Source organism: Streptomyces sp. NPDC001502, assembly GCF_042894785.1.
Lineage (GTDB): Bacteria > Actinomycetota > Actinomycetes > Streptomycetales > Streptomycetaceae > Streptomyces > Streptomyces kutzneri.
In genome coordinates, this window is the sequence record NZ_JBIAVW010000023.1 from 122,390 (window position 1) to 147,045 (window position 24,656).

The 24,656-nt window shown below is 71.5% G+C and carries 19 protein-coding genes and 1 tRNA gene; 12 read left to right on the forward strand and 8 right to left on the reverse strand.

What is annotated here, in order from left to right; genetic code table 11:
• Nucleotides 1-10 precede the first annotated feature (10 nt).
• The 8 genes from ACFY0D_RS32285 (at nucleotide 11) to ACFY0D_RS32320 (ending at nucleotide 11,649) form a co-directional block, all read left to right on the forward strand.
• Nucleotides 11-1,339: an acyltransferase family protein gene (locus tag ACFY0D_RS32285; RefSeq protein ID WP_390801496.1), complete on the forward strand. Its 1,329-nt coding sequence runs from the start codon at nucleotides 11-13 to the stop codon at nucleotides 1,337-1,339.
• Nucleotides 1,340-1,367: 28 nt separating this feature from the next.
• Entirely contained in the window at nucleotides 1,368-3,170 is a 1,803-nt protein-coding gene (locus ACFY0D_RS32290; RefSeq protein ID WP_390801497.1) for an ABC-F family ATP-binding cassette domain-containing protein, read from the forward strand.
• Between the two features lie 70 nt (nucleotides 3,171-3,240).
• The gene (locus ACFY0D_RS32295) at nucleotides 3,241-4,863 is read left to right on the forward strand and encodes a PQQ-binding-like beta-propeller repeat protein (RefSeq protein ID WP_390801498.1); all 1,623 of its coding nucleotides are present in this window, start codon (nucleotides 3,241-3,243) and stop codon (nucleotides 4,861-4,863) included.
• Between the two features lie 248 nt (nucleotides 4,864-5,111).
• Nucleotides 5,112-6,740: a PQQ-binding-like beta-propeller repeat protein gene (locus ACFY0D_RS32300; RefSeq protein WP_390801499.1), complete on the forward strand. Its 1,629-nt coding sequence runs from the start codon at nucleotides 5,112-5,114 to the stop codon at nucleotides 6,738-6,740.
• A gap of 43 nt (nucleotides 6,741-6,783) precedes the next feature.
• Nucleotides 6,784-8,472 (forward strand): PQQ-binding-like beta-propeller repeat protein, encoded by a 1,689-nt coding sequence (locus ACFY0D_RS32305; RefSeq protein WP_390801500.1) that lies wholly within the window; start codon nucleotides 6,784-6,786, stop codon nucleotides 8,470-8,472.
• 142 nt (nucleotides 8,473-8,614) lie between these two features.
• Nucleotides 8,615-9,307, forward strand: coding sequence for a LuxR C-terminal-related transcriptional regulator (locus ACFY0D_RS32310; protein ID WP_351150323.1), 693 nt, complete (start codon nucleotides 8,615-8,617; stop codon nucleotides 9,305-9,307).
• Between the two features lie 124 nt (nucleotides 9,308-9,431).
• Nucleotides 9,432-10,391 carry a UDP-glucose 4-epimerase GalE gene (galE, locus tag ACFY0D_RS32315; protein WP_382549671.1) on the forward strand — a complete coding sequence of 320 codons (960 nt, stop codon included), beginning with the start codon at nucleotides 9,432-9,434 and terminating at the stop codon, nucleotides 10,389-10,391.
• A 490-nt stretch (nucleotides 10,392-10,881) separates the two neighbouring features.
• Nucleotides 10,882-11,649: a response regulator transcription factor gene (locus ACFY0D_RS32320; RefSeq protein ID WP_314254332.1), complete on the forward strand. Its 768-nt coding sequence runs from the start codon at nucleotides 10,882-10,884 to the stop codon at nucleotides 11,647-11,649.
• On the opposite strand, the gene ACFY0D_RS32325 is transcribed toward ACFY0D_RS32320, so the two are convergent.
• Nucleotides 11,608-12,105, reverse strand: a complete 498-nt coding sequence (locus ACFY0D_RS32325) for a MarR family winged helix-turn-helix transcriptional regulator (protein WP_030659599.1) — start codon at nucleotides 12,103-12,105, stop codon at nucleotides 11,608-11,610. The two genes, ACFY0D_RS32320 and ACFY0D_RS32325, sit on opposite strands and share 42 nt — an antisense overlap.
• A gap of 161 nt (nucleotides 12,106-12,266) precedes the next feature.
• On the opposite strand from ACFY0D_RS32325, the gene ACFY0D_RS32330 reads away from it, so the two are divergent.
• Nucleotides 12,267-13,124 (forward strand): trans-aconitate 2-methyltransferase, encoded by an 858-nt coding sequence (locus ACFY0D_RS32330; RefSeq protein ID WP_390801501.1) that lies wholly within the window; start codon nucleotides 12,267-12,269, stop codon nucleotides 13,122-13,124.
• A gap of 2 nt (nucleotides 13,125-13,126) precedes the next feature.
• Nucleotides 13,127-13,519, forward strand: coding sequence for a VOC family protein (locus ACFY0D_RS32335; RefSeq protein ID WP_301374658.1), 393 nt, complete (start codon nucleotides 13,127-13,129; stop codon nucleotides 13,517-13,519).
• 73 nt (nucleotides 13,520-13,592) lie between these two features.
• Here ACFY0D_RS32335 and ACFY0D_RS32340 read toward each other — a convergent pair whose 3' ends face one another.
• Together ACFY0D_RS32340 and ACFY0D_RS32345 are read right to left on the reverse strand one after the other, a co-directional pair.
• The gene (locus ACFY0D_RS32340) at nucleotides 13,593-14,267 is read right to left on the reverse strand and encodes a TetR/AcrR family transcriptional regulator (RefSeq protein ID WP_189735476.1); all 675 of its coding nucleotides are present in this window, start codon (nucleotides 14,265-14,267) and stop codon (nucleotides 13,593-13,595) included.
• Nucleotides 14,264-15,244 (reverse strand): acyl-CoA desaturase, encoded by a 981-nt coding sequence (locus tag ACFY0D_RS32345; RefSeq protein WP_390801502.1) that lies wholly within the window; start codon nucleotides 15,242-15,244, stop codon nucleotides 14,264-14,266. The genes ACFY0D_RS32340 and ACFY0D_RS32345 overlap by 4 nt, the downstream gene beginning before the upstream one ends.
• Before the next feature lie 354 nt (nucleotides 15,245-15,598).
• Between ACFY0D_RS32345 and ppc the strand changes: the two genes are divergently transcribed.
• The gene (ppc, locus tag ACFY0D_RS32350; RefSeq protein ID WP_390801503.1) at nucleotides 15,599-18,361 is read left to right on the forward strand and encodes a phosphoenolpyruvate carboxylase; all 2,763 of its coding nucleotides are present in this window, start codon (nucleotides 15,599-15,601) and stop codon (nucleotides 18,359-18,361) included.
• Between the two features lie 75 nt (nucleotides 18,362-18,436).
• Here ppc and pth read toward each other — a convergent pair whose 3' ends face one another.
• From pth to ACFY0D_RS32375, 5 genes are all read right to left on the reverse strand, one after another.
• The gene (gene pth / locus ACFY0D_RS32355; protein WP_390801504.1) at nucleotides 18,437-19,027 is read right to left on the reverse strand and encodes an aminoacyl-tRNA hydrolase; all 591 of its coding nucleotides are present in this window, start codon (nucleotides 19,025-19,027) and stop codon (nucleotides 18,437-18,439) included.
• Nucleotides 19,028-19,125: 98 nt separating this feature from the next.
• On the reverse strand, nucleotides 19,126-19,710 hold the full coding sequence (locus ACFY0D_RS32360) for a 50S ribosomal protein L25/general stress protein Ctc (protein WP_390801505.1): 585 nt from the start codon (nucleotides 19,708-19,710) through the stop codon (nucleotides 19,126-19,128).
• A gap of 205 nt (nucleotides 19,711-19,915) precedes the next feature.
• Complete coding sequence (locus ACFY0D_RS32365; protein ID WP_030008898.1) at nucleotides 19,916-20,893, reverse strand: ribose-phosphate diphosphokinase; 978 nt, start codon at nucleotides 20,891-20,893, stop codon at nucleotides 19,916-19,918.
• Nucleotides 20,894-21,026: 133 nt separating this feature from the next.
• A complete protein-coding gene (glmU, locus tag ACFY0D_RS32370; protein WP_390801506.1) occupies nucleotides 21,027-22,472 on the reverse strand; it encodes a bifunctional UDP-N-acetylglucosamine diphosphorylase/glucosamine-1-phosphate N-acetyltransferase GlmU in 1,446 nt (481 codons plus the stop codon).
• 109 nt (nucleotides 22,473-22,581) lie between these two features.
• A tRNA-Gln gene (locus ACFY0D_RS32375) sits at nucleotides 22,582-22,653 on the reverse strand.
• 160 nt (nucleotides 22,654-22,813) lie between these two features.
• On the opposite strand from ACFY0D_RS32375, the gene ACFY0D_RS32380 reads away from it, so the two are divergent.
• Nucleotides 22,814-24,118, forward strand: coding sequence for a sensor histidine kinase (locus ACFY0D_RS32380; RefSeq protein ID WP_390801507.1), 1,305 nt, complete (start codon nucleotides 22,814-22,816; stop codon nucleotides 24,116-24,118).
• Nucleotides 24,119-24,656: the final 538 nt, after the last annotated feature.

Below are 24,656 nucleotides of genomic sequence, written 5' to 3' on the forward strand. Positions count from 1 at the left end.
CCGTGGCCCCATGACAGCTAGCGCACGCGCCATGGCCGAGGCCACCCCCGCCGACCGTGACCGGTACGTCGACCTGCTGCGCGTCGCCTCGCTCGGCACCGTCATCGCCGGACACTGGCTGATGGCCGCCGTCAGCGGCGAGGGCATAGGGAATCTGCTCGCCCTCGTGCCCGCCCTCCAGGTGCTCACCTGGGGGCTGCAGATCATGCCCGTCTTCTTCTTCGTCGGCGGGTTCTCGCACGCCCTGTCCTACCGCTCCCTGGCCCGCCGCACCGACGGGCCCGTCTACGCCGTCTTCCTGCGGGCCCGGCTCCAGCGGCTGCTGCGCCCCACCCTCGTCTTCGTCCTGGTGTGGGCCGCCGCCGCACTCGCCGTGCAGCTCGCCGGTCACGGCGGCGGAACGCTGACCGGGGCCGCGCTGCGGCTCGTCACCCAGCCGCTGTGGTTCATCGGGATCTACCTCGCCATGGTCGCCTTCACCCCGCCGCTGCTGAAGCTGCACGAGCGCCACGGCTGGGCCGCCTTCGCCGCCCTGGCAGGTGCGGCCGCCCTGGTCGACGTACTGCGCTTCGCGCTCGGCGTCCCCTACGTGGAGTTCCTGAACTTCGCCCTCGTCTGGCTCGCCGTCCACCAGCTCGGCTTCCTGCGCGCCGACGGCCGCATCCGCAGGCCCGCCCTCCTCGCCGCCGCGGGACTCGCCTGCGCCGCCCTGCTGGTGGCGTACGGCCCGTACCCGCTGTCCATGGTCGGGATGCCCGGCGAGAAGGTCTCCAACATGGCTCCGCCCACCCTCGCCCTGCTCTGCCACGGCCTGTGGCTCGTCGGCGCCGTCCAGCTGGCGGCCGGGCCCGCCACCGCGTGGCTGCGCCGCCCGCGCGTCTGGCGCGGGGTGGTCGCGGCCAACGGCCTCGCCATGACCGCCTTCCTGTGGCACCTGACCGCCATGCTCGGCGTGTACGCGGCCCAGCTCGCCCTCGGCCTCGACCTGCCGGCCCCCGCCACGGCCGCCTGGTGGGCGCAGGTCCCGGTACGGTTCCTGGCCGCGGCCGCCCTGACGGGTGTGCTCGTCGCGCTGTTCCGCCGCTTCGAGGCGCCGCGGCCCAGCGCGCCCGCCCCCGCGCGGAGCTCCGGCGGCCCGGTCGCCGCCCTCGGGATCACCCTGTGCCTGCTCGGCATCCTGGGCCTGTCCATGACCGGCCTGGGCGGCCTGCTCGACGGGCACAGCGCCACGCTGATCGCCCTGCCCGTCACCGCGCCGGCCGCGATCGCGATGGCACTGGGCGGCTGGTATCTCGTGGAACGGTCTGCCCCGGCCCGGAGGGTTAGGCTGAGGGGCTGATCCACACCCTTTCTCTGGAGCGCGTCTGATGGCCGTCAATCTGGTCAATGTCGAGGCAGTCAGCAAGGTGTACGGCACACGTACCCTGCTGGACGGCATCTCCCTCGGCGTGTCCGAGGGGGACCGGATCGGCGTCGTCGGCCGCAACGGCGACGGCAAGACCACCCTCATCCGGATGCTCGCCAAGCTGGAGGAGCCCGACACCGGCCGGGTCACCCAGTCCGGCGGCCTGCGGATGGGCGTCCTCACCCAACACGACTCCCTCGACCCCCGGGCGACCGTCCGCCACGAGATCATCCGGGACATGGCCGACCACGAGTGGGCCGGCAACTCCAAGATCCGTGACGTCCTCACCGGACTCTTCGGCGGCCTCGACCTGCCCGGCTTCGGCCAGGGCCTCGACACCGTCATCGGCCCGCTCTCCGGTGGCGAGCGCCGCCGGATCGCCCTCGCCAAGCTGCTCATCGCCGACCAGGACCTCCTGATCCTCGACGAGCCCACCAACCACCTCGACGTCGAGGGCATCTCCTGGCTGGCCAAGCACCTCCAGGAGCGCCGCTCCGCGCTCGTCTGCGTCACCCACGACCGCTGGTTCCTCGACCAGGTCTGCACCCGCATGTGGGACGTGCAGCGCGGCGACGTGCACGAGTACGAGGGCGGCTACAGCGACTACGTCTTCGCCCGCGCCGAGCGCGACCGCATCGCCGCGACCGAGGAGTCCAAGCGGCAGAACCTGATGCGCAAGGAGCTGGCCTGGCTGCGCCGCGGCGCCCCCGCCCGTACCTCCAAGCCGCGCTACCGCATCGAGGCCGCCAACGAGCTCATCGCCGACGTGCCGCCGCCGCGCGACACCTCCGAGCTGATGAAGTTCGCCAACGCCCGCCTCGGCAAGACGGTCTTCGACCTGGAAGACGTCAGCGTCCACGCCGGCCCCAAGGAACTCCTCAAGCACCTCACCTGGCACCTGGGCCCCGGCGACCGCGTCGGCCTCGTCGGCGTCAACGGTGCCGGCAAGACCTCCCTGCTGCGCGCCCTCGCCGAGGCCGCCCGCACCCAGGGCGAGGCCCAGCCCGCCGCCGGAAAGATCATCGTCGGCAAGACCGTCAAGCTGGCCTACCTCTCGCAGGAGGTCGGCGAACTCGACCCCTCCCTGCGCGTCCTGGAGGCCGTCCAGCGCGTGCGCGACCGCGTCGACCTCGGCAAGGGCCGCGAGATGACGGCCGGCCAGCTCTGCGAGCAGTTCGGCTTCACCAAGGAGAAGCAGTGGACGCCGGTCGGCGACCTCTCCGGTGGTGAGCGCCGCCGTCTGCAGATCCTGCGCCTGCTGATGGACGAGCCCAACGTCCTCTTCCTCGACGAGCCCACCAACGACCTCGACATCGAGACCCTGACCCAGCTGGAGGACCTCCTCGACGGCTGGCCCGGCTCGATGATCGTGATCTCCCACGACCGCTTCTTCATCGAGCGCACCACCGACACGGTGATGGCGCTGCTCGGCGACGCGAGCCTGCGGATGCTGCCGCGCGGTCTGGACGAGTACCTGGAGCGCCGGCAGCGGATGATCGAGGCGGCCGCCCCGGCGCCCCTCCAGTCCGCGGGCACCGCGAAGTCCACCGCCTCGGGGGACTCGCGCGCCGCGAAGAAGGAGCTCCAGAAGATCGAGCGGCAGCTGAACAAGCTGTCCGACCGCGAGGGCAACCTGCACGCCCAGATCGCCGAGAACTCCACCGACTACGACAAGGTGGCCAAGCTCGACGCGGAGCTGCGCGAACTCCTCTCGGACCGCGACGAATTGGAGATGCGCTGGCTGGAGCTGGCCGAGGAGGCCTGAGCGGGACCGGGCCGGGTCAGTGATAGAAAGGTCATTCTCCCCGACCTCCTGATGCCGAAAGCGTGCGCTGATGACCGAGCTGCCCCAGCCGCCGAACCAGCCGCCGACGCCTTCCGGTTACGGGCATCTGCCGGGTCCGCCGCAGCAGGGGTACGGGTTTCCGCCGCAGGGTGAGAACCCGTACGCCCAGCAGCCCGGCCATCCGCCGCAGCCGCCGACCGTGCAGCAGTGGCAGGCGGGTCCCGGCGGCCCTGGTCCCGGTCAGGGTCCGGGTCCGGGTGGTGCGCCGAAGAGGAAGCGGACTGTGCTGATCGCGGCTTCGGTGGCCGCGGTCCTCGTCCTCGGGGGTGTCGGCTACGTGGCGTTCTCCGGCGACGACAAGGACCCGAAGCCGGTCGCGCAGGAGCCGGCCGACGCCAAGCCCTCCGGGTCCCCGTCCGTGGACAAGGGCGACGGCAACGGCAACGGCGGCGGTCCGCAGACGGACCTGAACTCCGGCCGCAAGCAGGGCGAGGACAAGGTCCTCTGGCTCAAGACCACCAAGATCGACGGCCCGGGCATGGGCGTCGACGCCGCCGCCCAGTGGGTCACCGGCGACACCGTGGTCAAGAGCCTGTGGAAGAACCTCACCGGCTACTCGGTCACCGACGGCAAGGAGAAGTGGACACTCCCCTTCCCTGCGCAGATCTGCTCCGTCGCCTCGCAGACCACCGCCGAGGGCAGGACGGTCGTCATGTACCGCGACGGCGAGGGGGAGAACACCTCCTGCACCCAGCTGCGCGTGGTCGACCTCAAGACGGGCAAGGAGGTCTGGTCGAAGGAGGTGCCCAAGGAGGGGCTCTTCGACATCTTCACCAGCCCCACCCTGTCCATGATCGGGGACACCGTCACCGTCAGCCGCGGCGGCACCGCCAGCGCCTTCAAGATCAGTAACGGCGACAAGCTCTTCGCGAACCCCCTGGGCGACGGCTGCAACCCGGACTCCTACGAGGCCGGCAACGGCAAGATGATCGCCCTCGCCACCTGCTCGGACGAGGACTCCACCGCCGAGGTCCACGGCATCGACCCCGTCACCGGCGCGAAGGGCTGGGCCTACCGGCTCCCCGCGAAGTTCAAGGTCACCAGCATCTACTCGGTGAACCCGACCGTCATCGACATCGGCAACGAGCAGACGAAGCAGCGCTCCGTCGTGGTCCTGGGACCCGACGGGAAGCAGACCGCCACCCTCGCCGGCGAGGGCAGCCTCGCCGTCGGCTGCGGCGACACCGGCCTCTTCCGGTCCCTGGTGACCTGCCCCTCGGCCGTCGTCGACGCGGGCACCCTCTACCTGCCCACCGCGGCGGGCACCGGCAAGGCCAACGAGATCGTCGCCTTCGACCTGGCCACCGGCAAGGACAAGTGGCGTGTCCCGGCCGGGGACAAGCGCACGCTCACCCCGCTCAAGGCCGTGAACGGGCAGCTGATCGCCTACCGCAAGGCCGAGGAGGAGCAGGGCGGCGAGGTCCTCTCCATCCCGGCCGCCGGTGGCACCCCGACCGCGCTCCTGCGCCACCCCTCGGGCCCCGCGGCCCCGATCGAGCGGACCTTCACCCTCCCGAAGCTGGACTACGTGGACGGACGGTTCTTCATCTCCTCCACCCACCTGCGGGCCCAGGGCCAGGACGAGAAGCTCCTGATGGTCTTCGGCAAGTGAGCACGCGTCCGGGCCGGCGCAGGGCTCCGCGAACTCCGTCCGGACCGCGCGGATTTGGCGACGCGCCGGGGCGAGCCGGCCGAGGAGGCCTGGGTTCCGCCGGTCTTCGGGGGCAACTGGCCGGATAACGGCGGCGTCACGGGCCGGTCCTCCCTTGGGAACAGGGGGCGGACCGGCCCGATGTATGAGCGCTGTCAGTGATAGAAAGGTCATTCTCCCCGACCTCCTGATGCCGAAAGCGTGCGCTGATGACCGAGCTGCCCCAGCCGCCGAACCAGCCGCCGACGCCTTCCGGTTACGGGCATCTGCCGGGTCCGCCGCAGCAGGGGTACGGGTTTCCGCCGCAGGGTGAGAACCCGTACGCCCAGCAGCCCGGCCATCCGCCGCAGCCGCCGACCGTGCAGCAGTGGCAGGCGGGTCCCGGCGGCCCTGGTCCCGGTCAGGGTCCGGGTCCGGGTGGTGCGCCGAAGAGGAAGCGGACTGTGCTGATCGCGGCTTCGGTGGCCGCGGTCCTCGTCCTCGGGGGTGTCGGCTACGTGGCGTTCTCCGGCGACGACAAGGACCCGAAGCCGGTCGCGCAGGAGCCGGCCGACGCCAAGCCCTCCGGGTCCCCGTCCGTGGACAAGGGCGACGGCAACGGGAACGGCAAGGGCATGGACATCCCGACCGACCTCAACGAGGGCCGCAAGCCCGGTGAGGACAAGGCCCTCTGGCTGAAGACCGCCAAGATGGAGGGCCCGGGAGCCGGTATCCCGGCCAAGGGCCTGTGGGTCGTCGGCGACGCCGTCGTCAAGACCGTCGACAAGTCCGTCATCGGCTACGGGGTGAGCGACGGCAAGGAGAAGTGGAAGATCGACCTCCGCACGGAGATCTGCGGACTCACCGGTCAGACCACCCCCGACGGCAGGACCGTCATGGTCGTCAAGAACGCCGACGGCTCCAACTGCAACCAGATGAAGCTCATCGATCTCAAGGCCGGCAAGGAGGGCTGGACGAAGGAGGTCGTCATGGAGGGGCTGTTCAAGACCGCCGACTCCGCCATGGTCACCCTCACCGGCGACACCGTCGCCCTCGACTGGATGGGGGGCCGGAGCGCCCACCGCCTGAGCACCGGCGACAAGCTCTTCTCCGACGCCGGCCCCGAGGGCTGCAAGCCCACGAGCTACGCCGCGGGCAACAACAAGATGATCGCCGTGGCCCTCTGCATGGACGCCGACCGGACCGTCGAGATCCAGGACGCCGACCCGAACACCGGCAAGAAGACCTGGAGCTACCGCCTGCCCAAGGGCTACCAGGTCAACGCCGTCTACTCGGTCAGCCCCACCGTCATCGACGCCGGCAACCGCGACACCAAGGAGCGGGCCATTCTCGTCCTCGACGAGAAGGGACAGAAGCGCAACACGCTCTCCGGTGAAGGCAACTTCCTGGTCAACTGCGGTGGCAGCAGCGGCAGCGAGGGTCTCCAGAACTGCGGGAACTCCGTGGTCGACGCGGACACCGTCTACCTCGCCGCCGGGGACGAGTCCGCCGGCAGCGAGATCGTCGCCTTCGACCTCGGTACGGGCAAGGTCAAGTGGCGCACCAAGGCCGGTGACAAGAAGGCCCTCATCCCGCTTGAGGCCGCGAACGGCCGGCTGACCGCCTACCGCGCCAGCGTCGGCCTCGCCGACGAGCCCGGCGAGATCGTCTCGTTCCCGGCCGACGGAGGCGCGCCCAAGACGCTGCTGAAGCTCCCCTCGGGCGCCTCCGCACGGATCGCAAGCTCCTTCCTGCCGTTCCAGAGCGCCGCCTACGTGGACGGGCGGTTCTTCCTCGCCGTCAACCAGCTGCGGGGCGAGAACAAGGACGAGAAGCTCCTGATGGCCTTCGGCAAGTGAACACGCGTCCCACGACCCGCCCACCGAGAGGCAACAGCAACCGATGAGTATCCCGCCGCCCCCCAGCCAGCCGCCGTCCGGTGGCTTCGGCGCGCCCCAGGACCCGCCGCCGGGCGGGTTCGGCGCGCCCGTGCCGCCGCCCGGACCGGCCGCGGCCCAGCCCGCGTACGGGTACCCGCAGACCGGGCCCGGCTACGGCTACCCGCAGCAGCCCGGCACCCCGCCGCCGTACGGGGCCCCCGGCGCCCCCGGCGGCGCGCCCGTGCCCGCCCCGCAGCCCCCGGCCCCGGCCGGCGGCAACGACAAGCGCACCCAGCTGACGATCGTCGGGGCGGCCGTCCTGGCCATCGTCCTCATCGTCGGCGGCGGCCTCTGGTACACCTCCGGCGACAGCGGCGGCGGGAACAAGGCCGACAGCAACCCGAGCGCCTCCCCGGGCAACGACAAGCCCCAGGACTACGTGCCCGGCACCGAGAAGGCGCCCGGCAACCCGAAGTCGAAGCCGCTCCTCAACCTGCCGAGCCCGGTCCCGGCCGACATCGCCGTCGTCGCCGGCTCCTGGCTGACCGACTCCACCTACATCAAGTCCGACCTGTCGAAGGTCGTCGGCTACAACCTCGTCGACGGCGGCAAGAAGTGGGAGCTGCCCTTCCCCGGCGAGCTCTGCGGCGCCACCAAGCACGTCAGCGAGAACAAGGCGGCGGTCCTCTTCAAGGCCTCCCAGCCGACGCCCGAGAACAAGTACATCCAGTGCACCGAGGTCGGCGTCATCGACCTGGAGAGCGGCAAGCTCGTCTGGTCCGGCAACGCCAAGAGCGCCACCGGCGGCGACAAGCCCGTCGTGTACTCCAGCGTCACCCTCAGCGGCAAGACGGTCGCAGCGGCCGGCATCTCCGGGGGCGGCGCCGCCTGGAACCTCGCCGACGGCAAGTCCCTGTGGCTGCCCAAGGTCGACGGCGAAGGCTGCCGTGACGTGGGCTACGGCGGCGGCGAGGCCCTCGCCGCCATCCGCAAGTGCGGCCAGAGCCCCAACTACACGCTGTACGGGCAGCTCCTCGACCCGGCCACCGGCGCGCCCACGGCCTCGTACAAGCTCTCCCAGGGCATCGAGGACGCGTACATCGTCGCCACCAAGCCGCTGATCGTGGCGGCCGACGTCGGCAAGACCGCGAAGAACGCCACGGGCATCAGCGACCTCTTCGTCGTCGACCCCAAGGGCGAGCTGAAGGCCCGTATCCCGCTCGCCTCCGGAGACTTCGGCGGCAAGTGCGGATCCGAGGTCGAGAAGTGCACGAACATGGTGGTCGGCAACGGCAAGCTCTACCTGCCGTCGTACGAGCACCAGGGCCAGGCCTCCAGCAGCCGCACCAACGAGCTGCTCTCCTTCGACCTGGAGACCGGCAAGCAGACCACCGACCGCGCCGACGCGGGCGAGCAGTACACGATGTTCCCGCTGCGCATGGACGGGTCGAACATCATCGCCTACAAGAACCCCCCGTACGACAAGGGCGGTCAGATCGTGAGCATCGACGGCAAGACCATGAAGGAGACCGTCCTCATGGAGAACCCGGCGGACAAGGCGAGCCGGCGCGCCGAGACCGGCTACTCGCCCGAGTACTCCGAGTACCGCTACCACAACGGCAAGTTCTTCATCTCGCGCACCACGCTCTCCAAGCCGTACTCGGACAAGGCCGACCCGGAGTACCTCTTCGTCTCCTTCACCGCGAGCTGACCGGGCCGCGCCGATATCGCACAGCACCGCCGAAAGCCCCCGAACGGTCCGCACCGATCGGGGGCTTCTGCGCGGTATCCCCCGCGCACCGTCGAACAAGCGTGTAGCTTGCCGGGTCAGAAGGGTGGGGGGTGTTTCCTCGATGGGCGTACGGGTCGTGGTGGTCGACGAGCACCGGCTGCTGGCCGAGGCACTCGCCTCTGCCCTGAAGCTGCGCGGCCACCGGGTGCTGGCCGCGGCCGCCCCGGCGGCGGGCGCCGCCGACCTGGTCATCAGCCGCGCCCCGGAGGTCTGCCTGCTCGGCACCGCCACCCCCGCCGAGCCCGGGGTCTTCGAGCCCGTCGTCCGCATCAAGCGGGAGCGCCCGCAGATCGCCGTGGTCGTCCTCGGCCCGGTGCCCAGCCCGCGCGGGATCGCGGCCGCCTTCGCCGCCGGCGCCTCGGGGTACGTACGCCAGGACGAGCGCATCGAGGGCGTGGAGCGGGCGCTGGCCAAGGCCAGGGCGGGGGAGGTGGCGATCGCCCCGCAGCTGCTGCAGGGGGCCTTCGCGGAGCTGCTGAACCCCGCCGCCCAGCCGGACGACGAGGGGAGCCGGCTGCTGCGGCTGCTCACCCCGCGCGAGGTGGAGGTGCTCGTCCGGGTCGCCGAGGGCGAGGACACCCGGCTGATCGCCGCGGGCATGGAGATCGCCCCGAGCACCGCCCGTACGCACGTGCAGCGGGTGCTGATGAAGCTGGGCGTGGGGTCGAGGCTGGAGGCGGCCGCGCTGGCCGCCCGCACCGGCCTGCTGGACCGGGCGCTGCCCGTGCTGCCGTCCGCCGCCGCGCGCGGCTGACGTACCGGCTGACGTACCGGCCGGGGCCCGGCCCCGATTTCCCCGTGGGCGCGGAATCGGGTATGCCAGTGTCCAAGCACGCGCACGTACCCGCGCGTGCTCCCCCGCGAGAGGCAGTAGGCGAGTGAGCAAGTACCTGGTAACCGGTGGTGCAGGATACGTCGGCAGCGTGGTCGCGGCCCACCTTCTGGAGGCCGGCCACGAGGTCACCGTCCTCGACGACCTGAGCACGGGCTTTCGCGCAGGGGTCCCGGAGGGCGCCACCTTCATCGAGGGCCGGATCCAGGACGCCGCCCGGTACGTGGACGGCTCCTACGAGGCGGTGCTGCACTTCGCGGCCTCCTCGCAGGTCGGCGAGTCCGTGGTGAACCCGGGCAAGTACTGGGAGAACAACGTCGGCGGGACGCTGGCCCTGCTGGCCGCGATGCGCGGTGCGGGCGTGCGCAAGCTGGTGTTCTCCTCCACCGCCGCCACCTACGGGGAGCCGACGGAAGGCCTGCTGACCGAGGCCTCGGTGACCGCGCCGACCAACCCGTACGGCGCCTCGAAGCTGGCCGTCGACCACATGATCGCGGGGGAGTGCGTGGCGCACGGCCTGGCCGCGGTGTCCCTGCGCTACTTCAACGTGGCCGGCGCCTACGGGGAGTTCGGCGAGCGGCACACCCCCGAGACGCACCTGATCCCGCTGGTCCTCCAGGTCGCGCTGGGCGAGCGGGAGTCGATCTCGGTGTTCGGCGAGGACTACCCGACCCCCGACGGCACCTGCGTCCGCGACTACATCCACGTCGCCGACCTCGCGGAGGCCCACCTGGCCGCCCTGCGGGCCGCCACCGGCGGGGAGCACCTGATCTGCAACCTGGGCAACGGCAACGGCTTCTCCGTCCGCGAGGTCGTCGAGACCGTCCGCAAGGTCACCGGCCGGGAGATCCCCGAGGTGGTCGCGCCGCGCCGGGCCGGCGACCCGGCGATGCTCGTCGCCTCCGCGCGCACGGCCCACGAGCGCCTCGGCTGGACCCCGAGCCGCTCGGACCTCACCGGGATCATCACGGACGCGTGGAACTTCGCGCGTACGCACACCTCCTGAACCTCCTGAACCTCCGGTATCCGTCCGGACCTCCCCTTGCCCTGCGCGCCCCCCGCACCCCGATCGGTGCGGGGGGCGTGTGCGTGTCGGCCGTGCGCTGCGGACGGGCGCTGTGCGCGGGCGCCCGGCGTGCACACGCCGGGTGAAATGCCCCCCGTGCAACTGCCCGCGGCACACGCCGGTACCGAAGCCGCCATCAGGACCTTCGGTGCAGGCGATTTCAAGCCATCGCAAAGCGGATTCGGGACGCCCGCGCCGGAAAATCCCCGGGAAAACTTCTGCTATTCGGCCAACCGCCGGACGCCCCCGGCCCTACGCTGATGCGTGACACCGGTGGGGGCCGGTGTTGATTCAGGGGTCGAGACAAGTCGGGTACGTCGTCCGGTCCGGGGTAGTGCAGATATGTCACGGCGGCGGCCGAGGCAGCTGCGGATCACCCGGTCCGGGCGCCGTACCCGCCGTCGTCCGTTCCCCTACCCTTGGGGGTTTTGTGGTTCGTATCCGGGTTCTCGTCGTCGACGATCACCGCATCTTCGCCGAATCGCTCGCAGCCGCGCTCGCGGCCGAGCCGGACGTGGACGTGTCCGCGGCCGGCAGCGGCCCCGCCGCGCTGCGCTGCCTCGAACGCGCGGCGGCCGAGGGCCGCCGCTTCGACGTCCTGCTGGTCGACGCCGATCTCGGCGCGGTCCCGGGGGCCGTGCCCGCGCAGCGGGAGTCCGGCTCCGGGCCGCCGCCGCCCAGCCCGGACGGGATCGCGCTGGTCGCGGGGGTGCGGGTGTCCCACCCCGGGGTCCGCACCGTCGTGCTCGCCGAGCGCGACGACCCCCGCCGGGCGGCCCTCGCGCTCCAGGCGGGAGCCTCGGGCTGGGTGGCGAAGGACTGCTCGCTCTCCCGGCTGCTGGCCGTGATCCGCGGGGTCCTGCGCGAGGAGACCCACCTGCCGCCCGCACTGCTCACCGGGGTGCTCCGGGAACTGACCGCGGCGCGCAAGCACCGTACGGACAGCGAGCGGCTGGTGGAGTCGCTGACCCCGCGTGAACACGAGGTGCTGCGCTGCATGGTGGCGGGGCTGGGCCGCAAGGACGTGGCGGCCCGGCTGTTCCTGTCCCCGCACACGGTCCGCACTCACATGCAGAACGTGCTGGGCAAGCTCGGGGTGCACTCCACGCTGGCCGCGGTGGCCCTGGCCCGGCGGGCCGGCGTACGACCGGCGGACCTAGCCGGGGATGTTGTCGAACGGAGCGGTCAACTGGCGTAGCAGCCCGGCGAGATCGCCGCGCTGACTCTGCGAGAGCTGGGCCAGGATCGCCCGTTCCTGGGCCAGCAGCCCGGCGAGGGCCTGGTCGGCGCGGTCCCGGCCCTCGGGGGTGAGCCGCACCAGGACCCCCCGGCGGTCGCTGGGGTCCGGGAGCCGTTCGACGAGGCCCTTCTTGGCGAGCCGGTCGATGCGGTTGGTCATGGTGCCGGAAGTGACCAGGGTCTGGGTCAACAGCTGGCCGGGGGAGAGCTGGTAGGGCGCTCCGGCCCGGCGCAGAGACGTCAGGACGTCGAACTCCCAGGGCTCCAGGCCGTGCTCGGAGAAGGCCAGCCTGCGGGCGCGGTCGAGATGACGCGCGAGCCTGCTGACGCGGCTCAGTACCTCGAGCGGTTCCACGTCGAGGTCAGGGCGCTCCCGCCGCCATGCCGCCACCAGTCGGTCGACCTCGTCCTCCATGCCGATCAGTGTACGGGGTCTGTCGATGTGAAGTCTCTTCATACCGAGTATCTCGACCACGAGTATCTTGACATCGAGATATAAATGAGGCGAGCATGGGGCATGGAGGGGGCCGGAACGGATTCCGCTTCCGATCGCCCCGCCAGCAGGGAGGCTCGAACATGTATTCCGATACCGCGCGCGCCGGGACCCCCACGTCCACCGCGCCATCCGCCCCCACCTGGGATCCCCAGCAGTACCTCCGGCACTCGGGCCACCGCACACGGCCCTTCCTCGACCTGCTCACCCGCATACCCGAGCTCCCCCACCGACCCGCACGCATCGCCGACCTCGGCTGCGGCCCCGGCAACGTCACCACCCTCCTCGCCGAGCGCTGGCCCGAGGCCCGCATCACCGGCTTCGACCTTTCCCCGGAGATGCTCCGCCGCGCCACCGAGGAGTACGCCGGGCCCACCCCCGGCGGCGGCGGCCTCGACTTCCGCCACGGGGACCTCGCCACCTGGCTCCCCGAGGAGCCCTACGACCTGATCGTCTCCAACGCCGCCCTGCAGTGGGTCCCCGGCCACGCCGGCTCCTTCGGCGCCTGGATCAACGGCCTGCGCCCCGGCGGCACCTTCGCCTTCCAGATCCCCGGCAACTTCACGGCCCCCAGCCACGCCCTGCTCGCCGAACAGTGCGACACCCCGCGCTGGCGGGCCCGGCTCGCCGGTCACGGCGCCCGCTACATCCATCTCCTCGAACCCGCCGAATACCTCGCCCGGTTCACCGAGCTCGGCTGCGCCGCCGACATCTGGGAAACCACCTACCACCAACTGCTCCAGGGTCCCGACCCCGTGCTCGACTGGGTCAAGGGCACCGCCCTGCGCCCCGTCCTCACCGCCCTCGGCGACGACCGCGACGCCGTGGACGCCTTCCTCACCGAATACCGCGACCGGCTGCGCGCGGCCTATCCGACCGGCCCGCGCGGCACCGTTTTCCCGTTCCGCCGCATCTTCGCCGTAGCCCGCAAGGAGGCATGACCGTGCTGACCGCAGTCGACCATGTGCAACTCGCCGCGCCGCCGGACTCGGAGGACCGGCTCCGCGCGTACTACACGGACGTCCTCGGCATGACCGAGATCCCCAAGCCGCCCGTCCTCGCCGCCCGCGGGGGCTGCTGGTTCGAAGCCGGGCCCGTCCAGCTGCACCTCGGCGTCGAGGAGGACTTCCGGCCCGCCCGCAAGGCCCATCCCGGGCTACGGGTGACCGACATCGAGGCGTACGCGAGCAGACTGCGGGAGCGGGGAGCCAAGGTGGTCTGGGACGACGACCTGCCGGGCCACCGCCGTTTCTACTCGGAGGACCCCGTCGGCAACCGGCTCGAATTCCTGGAACGGCACCGCCCGGAACCGGCAGCGCTGGAACCCTGCGCCTAGCACGCCCCACACGACGGCGCCCCGCCACCGGATCTGCCGGTGACGGGGCGCCGTCGTGGTCCGCGGGCGGGGCTCAGTTCTTGCGCCGGCCCACCAGCTGAGGTTTCGACTCCAGCCCGTCCAGCCCGTGCCAGGCCAGATTCACCAGGTGCGCCGCCACCTCCGCCTTCTTGGGCCTGCGCACGTCCAGCCACCACTGCCCGGTCAGCGCCACCATCCCGACCAGCGCCTGCGCGTACAGCGGGGCCAGCTTGGGATCAAAGCCCCGCGCCTTGAACTCCAGACCCAGGATGTCCTCGACCTGCGTGGCGATGTCGCTGATCAGCGAGGCGAAGGTGCCCGTCGACTGGGCGACCGGGGAATCGCGCACGAGGATCCGGAAACCGTCCGTGTACGACTCGATGTAGTCCAGCAGCGCGAACGCCGCCTGCTCCAGCAGCTCCCGCGGATGCCCGGCCGTCAGCGCACCCGTCACCCCGTCCAGCAGCTGGCGCATCTCCCGGTCCACGACGACCGCGTAGAGGCCCTCCTTGCCGCCGAAGTGCTCGTACACCACCGGCTTGGACACCCCGGCCTTCGCCGCGATCTCCTCCACCGAGGTGCCTTCGAAGCCCTTCTCCGCGAACAGGGTCCGGCCGATGTCCAGCAGTTGCTGGCGCCGCTCCGCGCCCGTCATCCGGACCCGGCGGCCGCGCCTGGGCTTGTCGCTGCTGGAATTGCTGCCGTCGATCGCCACGCCCCCCATCATGCCGCGTTCGACTCGTTTTCCCTGCGCCGGGCGTCGATGCGGGCCGCCGACGGCCAGCGGACGTCCGTCGCCCATCCCAGCTGCTCGAACCAGCGGATCAGCCGCGCGCTGGAGTCGACCTGGCCGCGCAGCACACCGTGCCGCGCCGAGGTCGGGTCGGCGTGGTGCAGGTTGTGCCAGGACTCCCCGCACGAGAGCACGGCCAGCCACCAGACGTTGCCACTGCGGTCCCGGGACTTGAACGGCCGCTTGCCCACCGCGTGACAGATCGAGTTGATCGACCACGTCACGTGGTGCAGCAGCGCGACCCGCACCAGGGAGCCCCAGAAGAACGCCGTGAACGCGCCCCACCAGGACATCGTCACCAGACCGCCCACCAGCGGCGGGATCGCCAGCGAGAACATCGTCCAGAAAATGAAGTCCCGCGAGATCCGGCGGATCGCCGGGTCCTTGATCAGATCGGGGGCGTACTTCTGCTGATCGGTCTGCTCCTCGTCGAACAGCCAGCCGATGTGCGCCCACCACAGCCCCTTCATCAGGGCCGGCAGCGTCTCCCCGAACCGCCACGGCGAATGCGGGTCACCCTCGTGGTCGGAGAACTTGTGGTGCTTGCGGTGGTCCGCCACCCAGCGCACCAGCGGCCCCTCCACCGCCATCGACCCCATCACGGCGAGGACGATCCGCAGCGGCCGCTTCGCCTTGAAGGAACCGTGCGTGAAGTAGCGGTGGAAACCGATGGTGATCCCGTGGCAGGCCAGGAAGTACATGAAGACCATCAGGCCCAGGTCCAGCCAGCTCACCCCCCAGCCCCAGGCCAGCGGAACCGCCGCCAGCAGGGCCACGAAGGGCACGGTGATGAACAGCAGCAGAGCGATCTGCTCGATGGAGCGCTTGTTCTCGCCGCCCAGTGTCGCGGACGGCTCGGACGTGTCGGAGGGCGCGGACGCACCCTCGATCAGATCGGGACTGGTGGTCATGGGTGTCCCCTGGGGGGTGAGAGAAGTCGGCGGGCTCCCGGGTCACGAACCCTACGGACCCGTAACCTACGGCATCGTAAGTATGGCAAAGCCGGGTACACAGGCAAGAGGGGAAGCGCCGGGAGGGGGAACGCGCGCGAGGTGTTCACGCGCCGCCTGATGAGACGTTTGTCCAGGCACACGCATCGGACACCTATCCTGGGTCCCGTCGGACAGCGCGGTCCGCACGGGCAGCCCGAGCTGCGCATCAGGAGCGGAGATCCCGCCCCCGGACGGAGTCCTGGGAAGGCATCGCCGCACGTCGCCGGGAGCCCACCGCCCAGTAGCGCTCGAACACTGCAAGGAGCCGCACCTGTGAGCAGTGCTGACCAGGCCCCCCAGGGCCAGGCCCCCGTCACCCAGGCCGCCACCGCCAACGCGGAACTGCGCGCGGACATCCGCCGCCTCGGCGACCTCCTCGGGGAAACCCTCGTACGCCAGGAGGGCCAGGACCTCCTCGACCTCGTCGAGCGCGTCCGCGCCCTCACCCGCACCGACGGCGAGGCCGCCGCCGCCCTGCTCGGCGACACCGACCTGGAGACCGCCGCCAAGCTCGTGCGCGCCTTCTCCACCTACTTCCACCTCGCCAACGTCACCGAGCAGGTGCACCGCGGCAAGGAACTGCGCGCCCACCGTGCCGCCGAGGGCGGGCTCCTCGCCCGCACCGCCGACATGCTGAAGGACGCCGACCCCGAACACCTGCGCGAGACGGTCAAGAACCTCAACGTCCGCCCCGTCTTCACCGCGCACCCCACCGAGGCGGCCCGCCGCAGCGTCCTCAACAAGCTGCGCCGCATCGCCGCCCTCCTGGAGGAGCCCGTCACCGGCGCCGGCGACCGCCGCCGCCACGACCTGCGGCTCGCCGAGAACATCGACCTCGTCTGGCAGACCGACGAACTGCGCGTCGTACGCCCCGAGCCCGCCGACGAGGCCCGCAACGCCATCTACTACCTCGACGAGCTGCACGCCGGCGCCGTCGGCGACGTCCTCGAAGACCTCGCCGCCGAGCTCCAGCGCGTCGGCGTCGAGATCCCCGCCGGCACCCGCCCGCTGACCTTCGGCACCTGGATCGGCGGCGACCGCGACGGCAACCCCAACGTCACCCCCGAGGTCACCCGCGACGTGCTGATCCTCCAGCACGAGCACGGCATCACCGACGCCCTCGAACTCATCGACTACCTGCGCGGACTCCTCTCCAACTCCATCCGCTACACCGGAGCCACCGAGGAACTCCTCGCCTCCCTCCAGGCCGACCTGGAGCGCCTCCCCGAGATCAGCCCGCGCTACAAGCGGCTGAACGCCGAGGAGCCGTACCGCCTCAAGGCCACCTGCATCCGGCAGAAGCTCCTCAACACCCGCGAGCGCCTCGCCAAGGGCATCCCGCACGAGGAAGGCCGCGACTACCTCGGCACCGCCGAGCTGCTCACCGACCTCACCCTCATCCAGACCTCCCTGCGCGAACACCGCGGCGCGCTCTTCGCCGACGGCCGCATGGACCGCACCATCCGCACCCTGGCCGCCTTCGGCCTCCAGCTCGCCACCATGGACGTACGCGAGCACGCCGACGCCCACCACCACGCGCTCGGCCAGCTCTTCGACCGCCTCGGCGAGGAGTCCTGGCGCTACGCCGACATGCCGCGCGAGTACCGGCAGAAGCTCCTCGCCAAGGAACTGCGCTCCCGGCGCCCGCTGGCCCCCACCCCGGCCCCGCTCGACGCCGCCGGAGCCAAGACCCTCGGCGTCTTCGGCGCCATCAAGGACGCCTTCGAGAAGTTCGGCCCCGAGGTCATCGAGTCCTACATCATCTCGATGTGCCAGGGCGCCGACGACGTCTTCGCCGCCGCCGTCCTCGCCCGCGAGGCCGGCCTCATCGACCTCCACACCGGCTGGGCCAAGATCGGCATCGTCCCGCTCCTGGAGACCACCGACGAGCTGCGCGCCGCCGACGTCATCCTCGACGAGATGCTCGCCGACCCCTCCTACCGGCGCCTCGTCTCCCTGCGCGGCGACGTCCAGGAGGTCATGCTCGGCTACTCCGACTCCTCCAAGTTCGGCGGCATCACCACCTCCCAGTGGGAGATCCACCGCGCCCAGCGCCGGCTGCGCGACGTCGCCCACCGCTACGGCGTGCGCCTGCGCCTCTTCCACGGCCGCGGCGGCACCGTCGGCCGCGGCGGCGGCCCCTCCCACGACGCGATCCTCGCCCAGCCCTGGGGCACCCTCGAAGGCGAGATCAAGGTCACCGAGCAGGGCGAGGTCATCTCCGACAAGTACCTGGTCCCCTCGCTGGCCCGCGAGAACCTCGAACTGACCGTCGCGGCCACCCTGCAGGCCTCCGCCCTGCACACCGCGCCCCGCCAGTCCGACGAGGCCCTCACCCGCTGGGACGCGGCCATGGACGTCGTCTCCGACGCCGCGCACGCCGCGTACCGCGAGCTCGTCGAGGACCCCGACCTGCCCGCGTACTTCTTCGCCGCGACCCCCGTCGACCAGCTCGCCGACCTGCACCTCGGCTCCCGGCCCTCCCGCCGCCCCGACTCCGGCGCCGGCCTCGACGGCCTGCGCGCCATCCCGTGGGTCTTCGGCTGGACCCAGTCCCGCCAGATCGTCCCCGGCTGGTACGGGGTCGGCTCCGGCCTCAAGGCCCTGCGCGAGGCCGGCCAGGAGGACGTCCTCGCCGAGATGGGCGGACGCTGGCACTTCTTCCGCAACTTCCTGTCCAACGTCGAGATGACGCTGGCCAAGACCGACCTGCGGATCGCCCGCCACTACGTCGACACCCTCGTGCCCGAGAACCTCAAGCACGTCTTCGCCCGCATCGAGGCCGAGCACGAGCTCACCGTCCGCGAGGTCCTGCGCATCACCGGCGCCGAAGAGCTCCTCGGCTCGAACCCGGTGCTCCAGCAGACCTTCGCCGTCCGTGACGCCTACCTGGACCCCATCTCCTACCTCCAGGTCTCCCTGCTGGCCCGCCAGCGCGCCGCGGCCGCCGCGGATGAGGAAGCCGACCCGCTGCTCGCCCGCGCCCTGCTCCTCACGGTCAACGGGGTCGCCGCGGGCCTGCGCAACACCGGCTGAACGCCCGCGGGGCCCCGACGCCCCGGACACGAGGAAGCCCCCGCACCGGCCGGTGCGGGGGCTTCCTCGTGTCCGTCAGGAGTTGTACGCCGACTGGGCCCGCTCCAGGCCCTCCTGGATCAGGCACTCCACCGAGTCGGCGGCCCGGTCCACGAACCAGTCCAGCTCCTTGCGCTCCGTGGAGGAGAAGTCCTTCAGCACGAAGTCCGCGACCTGCATCCGGCCCGGCGGCCGCCCGATGCCGCAGCGCACCCGGTGGTAGTCCGGGCCCATGGACTTGGTCATCGACTTCAGCCCGTTGTGCCCGTTGTCCCCGCCGCCCAGCTTCAGCCGCAGCGTCGGGTAGTCGATGTCCAGCTCGTCGTGGACCGCGACGATCCGCTCCAGCGGCACCTTGTAGAAGTCGCGCAGTGCCGTCACCGGGCCGCCGGACAGGTTCATGTACGTCATCGGCTTGGCCAGCACCACCCGGCGGTTGGCCGGCCCCGGCGGGCCGATACGGCCCTCGACCACCTGGGCCCGGGCCTTGTGCGCCTTGAACTTCCCGCCGATCCGCTCCGCCAGCAGGTCGGCCACCATGAAGCCGATGTTGTGGCGGTTGCCCGCGTACTCCGGCCCCGGGTTCCCCAGGCCCACGATCAGCCAGGGCGCCGCTTCGTCCGACATCAAAAGCTCCTCGGTTCCTCTACGAAGACGACCGCCGTCCCGCTCCAGTGGAGCCGGACGGCGGTCGGTCAGCAACTGCTGAGGTGATGGGGCGAGGCTCAGGCCTCGGTGCCCTCGGCGGCCTCGGCGGCCGGCTCCTCGGCCTGCGGGGCCACGACCTGCAGGACGGCGATGTCGCCGTCGACGGCCAGGGTGGTGCCCGCCGGGAGGACCAGGTCCGAGGCGTGGATGGTGGCACCGGCCTCAAGGCCCGCGATGGAGACGGTGACCTCGGTCGGGATGTGCGTGGCCTCGGCCTCGACGGAGATGGTGTTCTGGAGGGTCTCCAGCATGTTGCCGCCGGCGGCCAGCTCGCCCTCGGTGACGATCGCGACGTCGACGGTGACCTTCTCGCCCTTCTTGACGATCAGGAAGTCGACGTGGGAGATCGAGCGCTTCAGCGGGTGCTTCTGCACGGCCTTCGGGATGACCAGCTCGGTGCCGGCGTCGCCGAGGTCCAGGGAGAGCAGGACGTTCGGGGTGCGCAGCGCCAGCTGAAGGGCGTGGGCGTCGACGTTGACGTGCTTCGGGTCGGTGCCGTGACCGTAGATGACGCCGGGGGTCAGGGCGTCGCGACGGGCCTGGCGGGCAGAGCCCTTGCCGAAGGTGTCACGGATCTTGGCGGAAAGCTTGACCTCGGACATGCTCACTCCTCGTGGGGTGACGGAAGAAGGACGGAAGTCACCCGGCCGGAACGGCCTGCTACGAAGAGCGCGTCGATAACGGAGTACCCGTACCGGAAAAAGGTACGGCCTCCCTCGCCGAGCAACTCATGGAGTGTACCCGGCGGGGGAGGCCGCACCAAAAGGATCTACCGCGGAGCGGTCACCGCTGCGGTTACCGCTGTGGTTACTGCTGCTCCTCGAAGAGGCTGGTGACCGAGCCGTCCTCGAACACCTCGCGCACGGCGCGCGCGATCATCGGGGCGATCGACAGCACCGTGATCTTGTCGAGCTCCAGGTCGGAGGGGTCCGGCAGGGTGTTCGTGAACACGAACTCGCTGACCTTGGAGTTCTTCAGGCGGTCGGCCGCCGGGCCCGACAGGATGCCGTGCGTGGCCGTCACGATGACGTCCTCCGCGCCGTGCGCGAACAGCGCGTCGGCCGCGGCGCAGATGGTGCCACCCGTGTCGATCATGTCGTCGACCAGGACGCAGACGCGGCCCTTGACCTCACCGACGACCTCGTGGACGGTCACCTGGTTGGCGACGTCCTTGTCGCGGCGCTTGTGCACGATCGCCAGCGGCGCGTCCAGACGGTCGCACCAGCGGTCGGCCACGCGCACACGGCCGGCGTCCGGGGACACGATCGTGAGCTTCGTACGGTCCACCTTGGCGCCGACGTAGTCCGCGAGGACGTTCAGGGCCGAAAGGTGATCCACCGGGCCGTCGAAGAAGCCCTGGATCTGGTCCGTGTGCAGGTCGACCGTGAGGATGCGGTCCGCACCCGCGGTCTTCAGCAGATCGGCGACCAGGCGGGCCGAGATCGGCTCGCGGCCCTTGTGCTTCTTGTCCTGGCGGGCGTACCCGTAGGACGGGACGATCACGGTGATGGAGCGTGCCGACGCGCGCTTCAGCGCGTCGATCATGATCAGCTGCTCCATGATCCACTTGTTGATCGGAGCCGTGTGGCTCTGGATCAGGAAGCAGTCCGCGCCGCGAGCCGACTCCTGGAAGCGGACGTAGATCTCGCCGTTCGCGAAGTCGAAAGCCTTGGTCGGCACGAGGGCGACGCCCAGCTGATGCGCAACCTCCTCGGCCAGCTCGGGGTGGGCGCGGCCGGAGAAGAGCATCAGCTTCTTCTCGCCGGTCGTCTTGATCCCGGTCACAGCACAGTCTCCTCAGACGTGTTGAAGCTGCTCGCCCCCATGTGCGTCCGTCCCGCACACGGTGAGCCAGCCGAATTGCGTGCACCTATCACGGTACGCCGTAACGGGCGTACCTGTTTCCGGTCAGTTCACCTCAGGGGCGCTCGGCGTCCTCCGGGGCCGCCGACTGCGCCGCCGTGGCAGCCGCACTGCCCGGACGCTTGCGGGCCACCCAGCCCTCGATATTCCGCTGCTGGCCACGGGCCACGGCCAGGGCGCCGGGCGGCACATCCTTGGTGATCACGGAGCCGGCGGCCGTGTAGGCGCCGTCCCCGATGGTGACGGGAGCCACAAACATGTTGTCCGAGCCCGTCTTGCAGTGTGAGCCGACGGTGGTGTGGTGCTTGTGCTCACCGTCGTAGTTCACGAAGACGCTCGCGGCGCCGATGTTGGTGTACTCGCCGATCGTCGCGTCGCCCACGTACGACAGGTGGGGGACCTTGGTGCCCTCGCCGATCGTCGCGTTCTTCATCTCGACGTACGTACCGGCCTTGGCCTTGGCGCCGAGGTTCGTGCCGGGGCGCAGGTAGGCGAAGGGACCGACGCTCGCCTGCGGGCCCACGACCGCGCTCTCGGCGACCGTGTTGTCCACCCGGGCGCCCGCGCCCACGTGGGTGTCCTTCAGCCGGGTGTTGGGGCCGACCTCGGCGCCTTCGGCGATGTGCGTGGTGCCCAGCAGCTGGGTGCCGGGGTGCACGATCGCGTCCTGCCCGAAGGTGACCGTCACGTCGATGAAGGTGCCGGCCGGGTCGACGACCGTGACGCCCGCGAGCATGGCCTGCTCCAGCAGGCGCGCGTTCAGCAGCGCGCGGGCCTCGGCGAGCTGGACGCGGTTGTTGATCCCGAGGATCTGCCGGTGGTCGCTGCCGACGGCCGCGCCGACGCGGTGCCCGGCCTCGCGCAGGATGCCGAGGACGTCGGTGAGGTACTCCTCGCCCTGGCTGTTGTCGGTACGGACCTTGCCGAGGGCGTCGGCGAGCAGGGCGCCGTCGAAGGCGAAGACGCCCGAGTTGATCTCGCGGATCGCGCGCTGGGCGTCGGAGGCGTCCTTGTGTTCGACGATGGCCGTCACGGCGCCGCCGGCGTCGCGGACGATGCGTCCGTAGCCGGTGGAGTCCGGGACCTCGGCGGTCAGCACGGTGACGGCGTTGCCGTCGGCCTCGTGCGTCCGCGCGAGGGCGGCCAGGGTCCCCCCGGTCAGCAGCGGGGTGTCGCCGCAGACGACGATCACGGTGCCGGTGATGCCGCCGCCGAGCTCTTCGAGGGCCATGCGGACGGCGTGCCCGGTGCCGTTCTGCTCGTACTGGACGGCGGTGCGGACGTCGGCGTCGATGCCGGCCAGGTGCGCGGTGACCTGCTCCCGGGCGTGCCCGACGACCACGACGAGGTGCTCGGGGTCCAGCTCGCGGGAGGCGGCGACGACGTGACCGACGAGCGAGCGCCCGCAGATCTCGTGCAGAACCTTGGGAGTCGCCGACTTCATGCGGGTGCCTTCACCCGCTGCGAGTACGACGACGGCTGCCGGGCGGTTGGCGCTCACGGGGATGCCCTTCGGCTTCGGGGGTGGACCCGTGAAGGATACCGGGGCGTCGGTGCCCCCGAACGAACGCGGGTCCCGACCGTGAAGGTCCGGACCCGGAGTCGATCAGCTCCCCCGCCAGGACTCGAACCCGGACATAAGGCACCAAAAGCCTCAGTGCTGCCAATTACACCACAGGGGATAGTTTAGGTGGCCCAATCGGACATTTCGGCGTACCGATCAAGCTGGCCGTCCCTACTATGCCGTACCACCTGCCCTCACCGCGACGGTACCCGTCCCCGCCGTTTCGGTGGCGGGTATTTGCCCGGGGCGTCGCGAAGGCCGCCCGTACGCTGGACGGCATGACCAAAACGGGGGAAGTGGAAGGCCGGGCCGGGCCGCCTTTGTGGTGGGCGCGGCGGCGGGACGCCGTGGGGGACGTGGTGCTCGGCGGGGTGTCCGCCCTTGAGTGCGCGTGGGAGGGCGTGCCCTTCGCCGCCGAGGCGGGGCTGCCGACGGCGGTCGGAGTGCTGTTCGGGTTCGTGGTGGGGGCCACGCTCGTGCTGCGGCGGCGGTGGCCGATCGCCGTGGTGCTCGTCGGGATCGCCGTGTCCCCGGCCGCGATGGGGTTCCTGCTCGCGGTGGTCGGGATGTACACGCTGGCCTCCTCCGAGGTGCCCCGGCGGATCACGGCCACTCTGGCATCGATGTCACTGGCCGCCACCTTCGTCGTGATGTACCTGCGCACCCGCGGGGACGTCGAGGCCGACACGACGCTCGTGGTCGTGCTGTCCGGGTTCGTCGCGGTGGCGCTGACCGTGCCGCCGGTGCTGTTCGGGCTCTACATCGGGGCCCGGCGGCGGCTGATGGAGAGCCTGCAGGAGCGGGCGGACTCGCTGGAGCGGGAGCTGTCGCTGCTGGCGGACCGGGCGGAGGAGCGGGCCGAGTGGGCCCGTACGGAGGAGCGCACCCGCATCGCGCGGGAGATGCACGACGTGGTCGCCCACCGGGTGTCGCTGATGGTGGTGCACGCGGCCGCGCTGGAGGCGGTGGCGGTCAAGGACCCGGCGCGGGCGGCGAAGAACGCGGCCCTGGTGGGGGACATGGGGCGGCAGGCGCTGACGGAGCTGCGCGAGATGCTCGGCGTGCTCCGGGCGCCGCCCAAGCCGGCCCCGGCTCCCGTGCCCGCGCCTGACTTCGTGCCCGTCGCCGCGGTCGCGGCCGCCGGGGGTGCCGCAGGTGCCGGGGGTGCCGGGGGTGCCTGCGGTGCGGAGGACGGGCCCTCGCTCGGTGAGCTGGAGGCGCTGGTCGGCCAGTCGCGGGCGGCGGGGATGGTCGTGGAGATGCTGGTGCACGGCGAGTGGGCGGCGTACGCGGCGGAGGTCGAGCAGACGGCGTTCCGTGTGGTGCAGGAGGCGCTCACCAACTGCCACAAGCACGCCCCGGGCGCACGGGTCGTGGTGCGGCTCGCGCACCGCGCGGGGGAGGTGGCCATGCAGGTGGAGAACGGCCCCTGCGACGGCAAGGCCCCCGAACCGGGCCTGCCGAGCGGAGGGAACGGACTGGTCGGGATGCGCGAGCGCGTCCTGGGCCTCGGCGGGGTGTTCGTGTCGGGCCCGACGGACGCGGGCGGCTTCCGCGTCTCGGCGGTCCTCCCGACGGCCTAGCCAGTCCGCTCCCGCGGGGGTGACGGTGACGGCCCGGGGCACCCCGGACCCGCCGGTCCGCTCCCGCGGGGGTGACGGTCCGAACGCGCTCGGGCTGCGCCCCGGGCTCCCCGGCACTCTGCCGAGCCGGTCCCGCATCGGCCAGCGGACCGGGATCCGGGCCCGGTGGGGGCCGGTGCGCGGGGCCGGGGAGGGGTGTCTCCTCGGCTCGGCGCGTGCGGGCCGTCTCGGCGCGCGCTCGTGCTGCGGGCCGGGATCCGGGCTCGGTGGGGGCTGGTGCGCGGGGCCGGGGAGGGGTGTCTCCTCGGCTCGGCGCGTGCGGGCCGTCTCGGCGCGCGCTCGTCCTGCGGGCCGGGATCCGGGCTCGGTGGGGCTGGTGCGCGGGGCCGGGGAGGGGTGTCTCCTCGGCTCGGCGCGTGCGGGCCGTCTCGGCTGTGCTCGGTGGTCGCGCGCTCGTCCTGCGGGGACACCCCTCCCCGTCCCCGCTCCCCACGCGTCGGGGCGGCTTCGGGGCACTGCCGGAGCCCCGCCGTGGGGC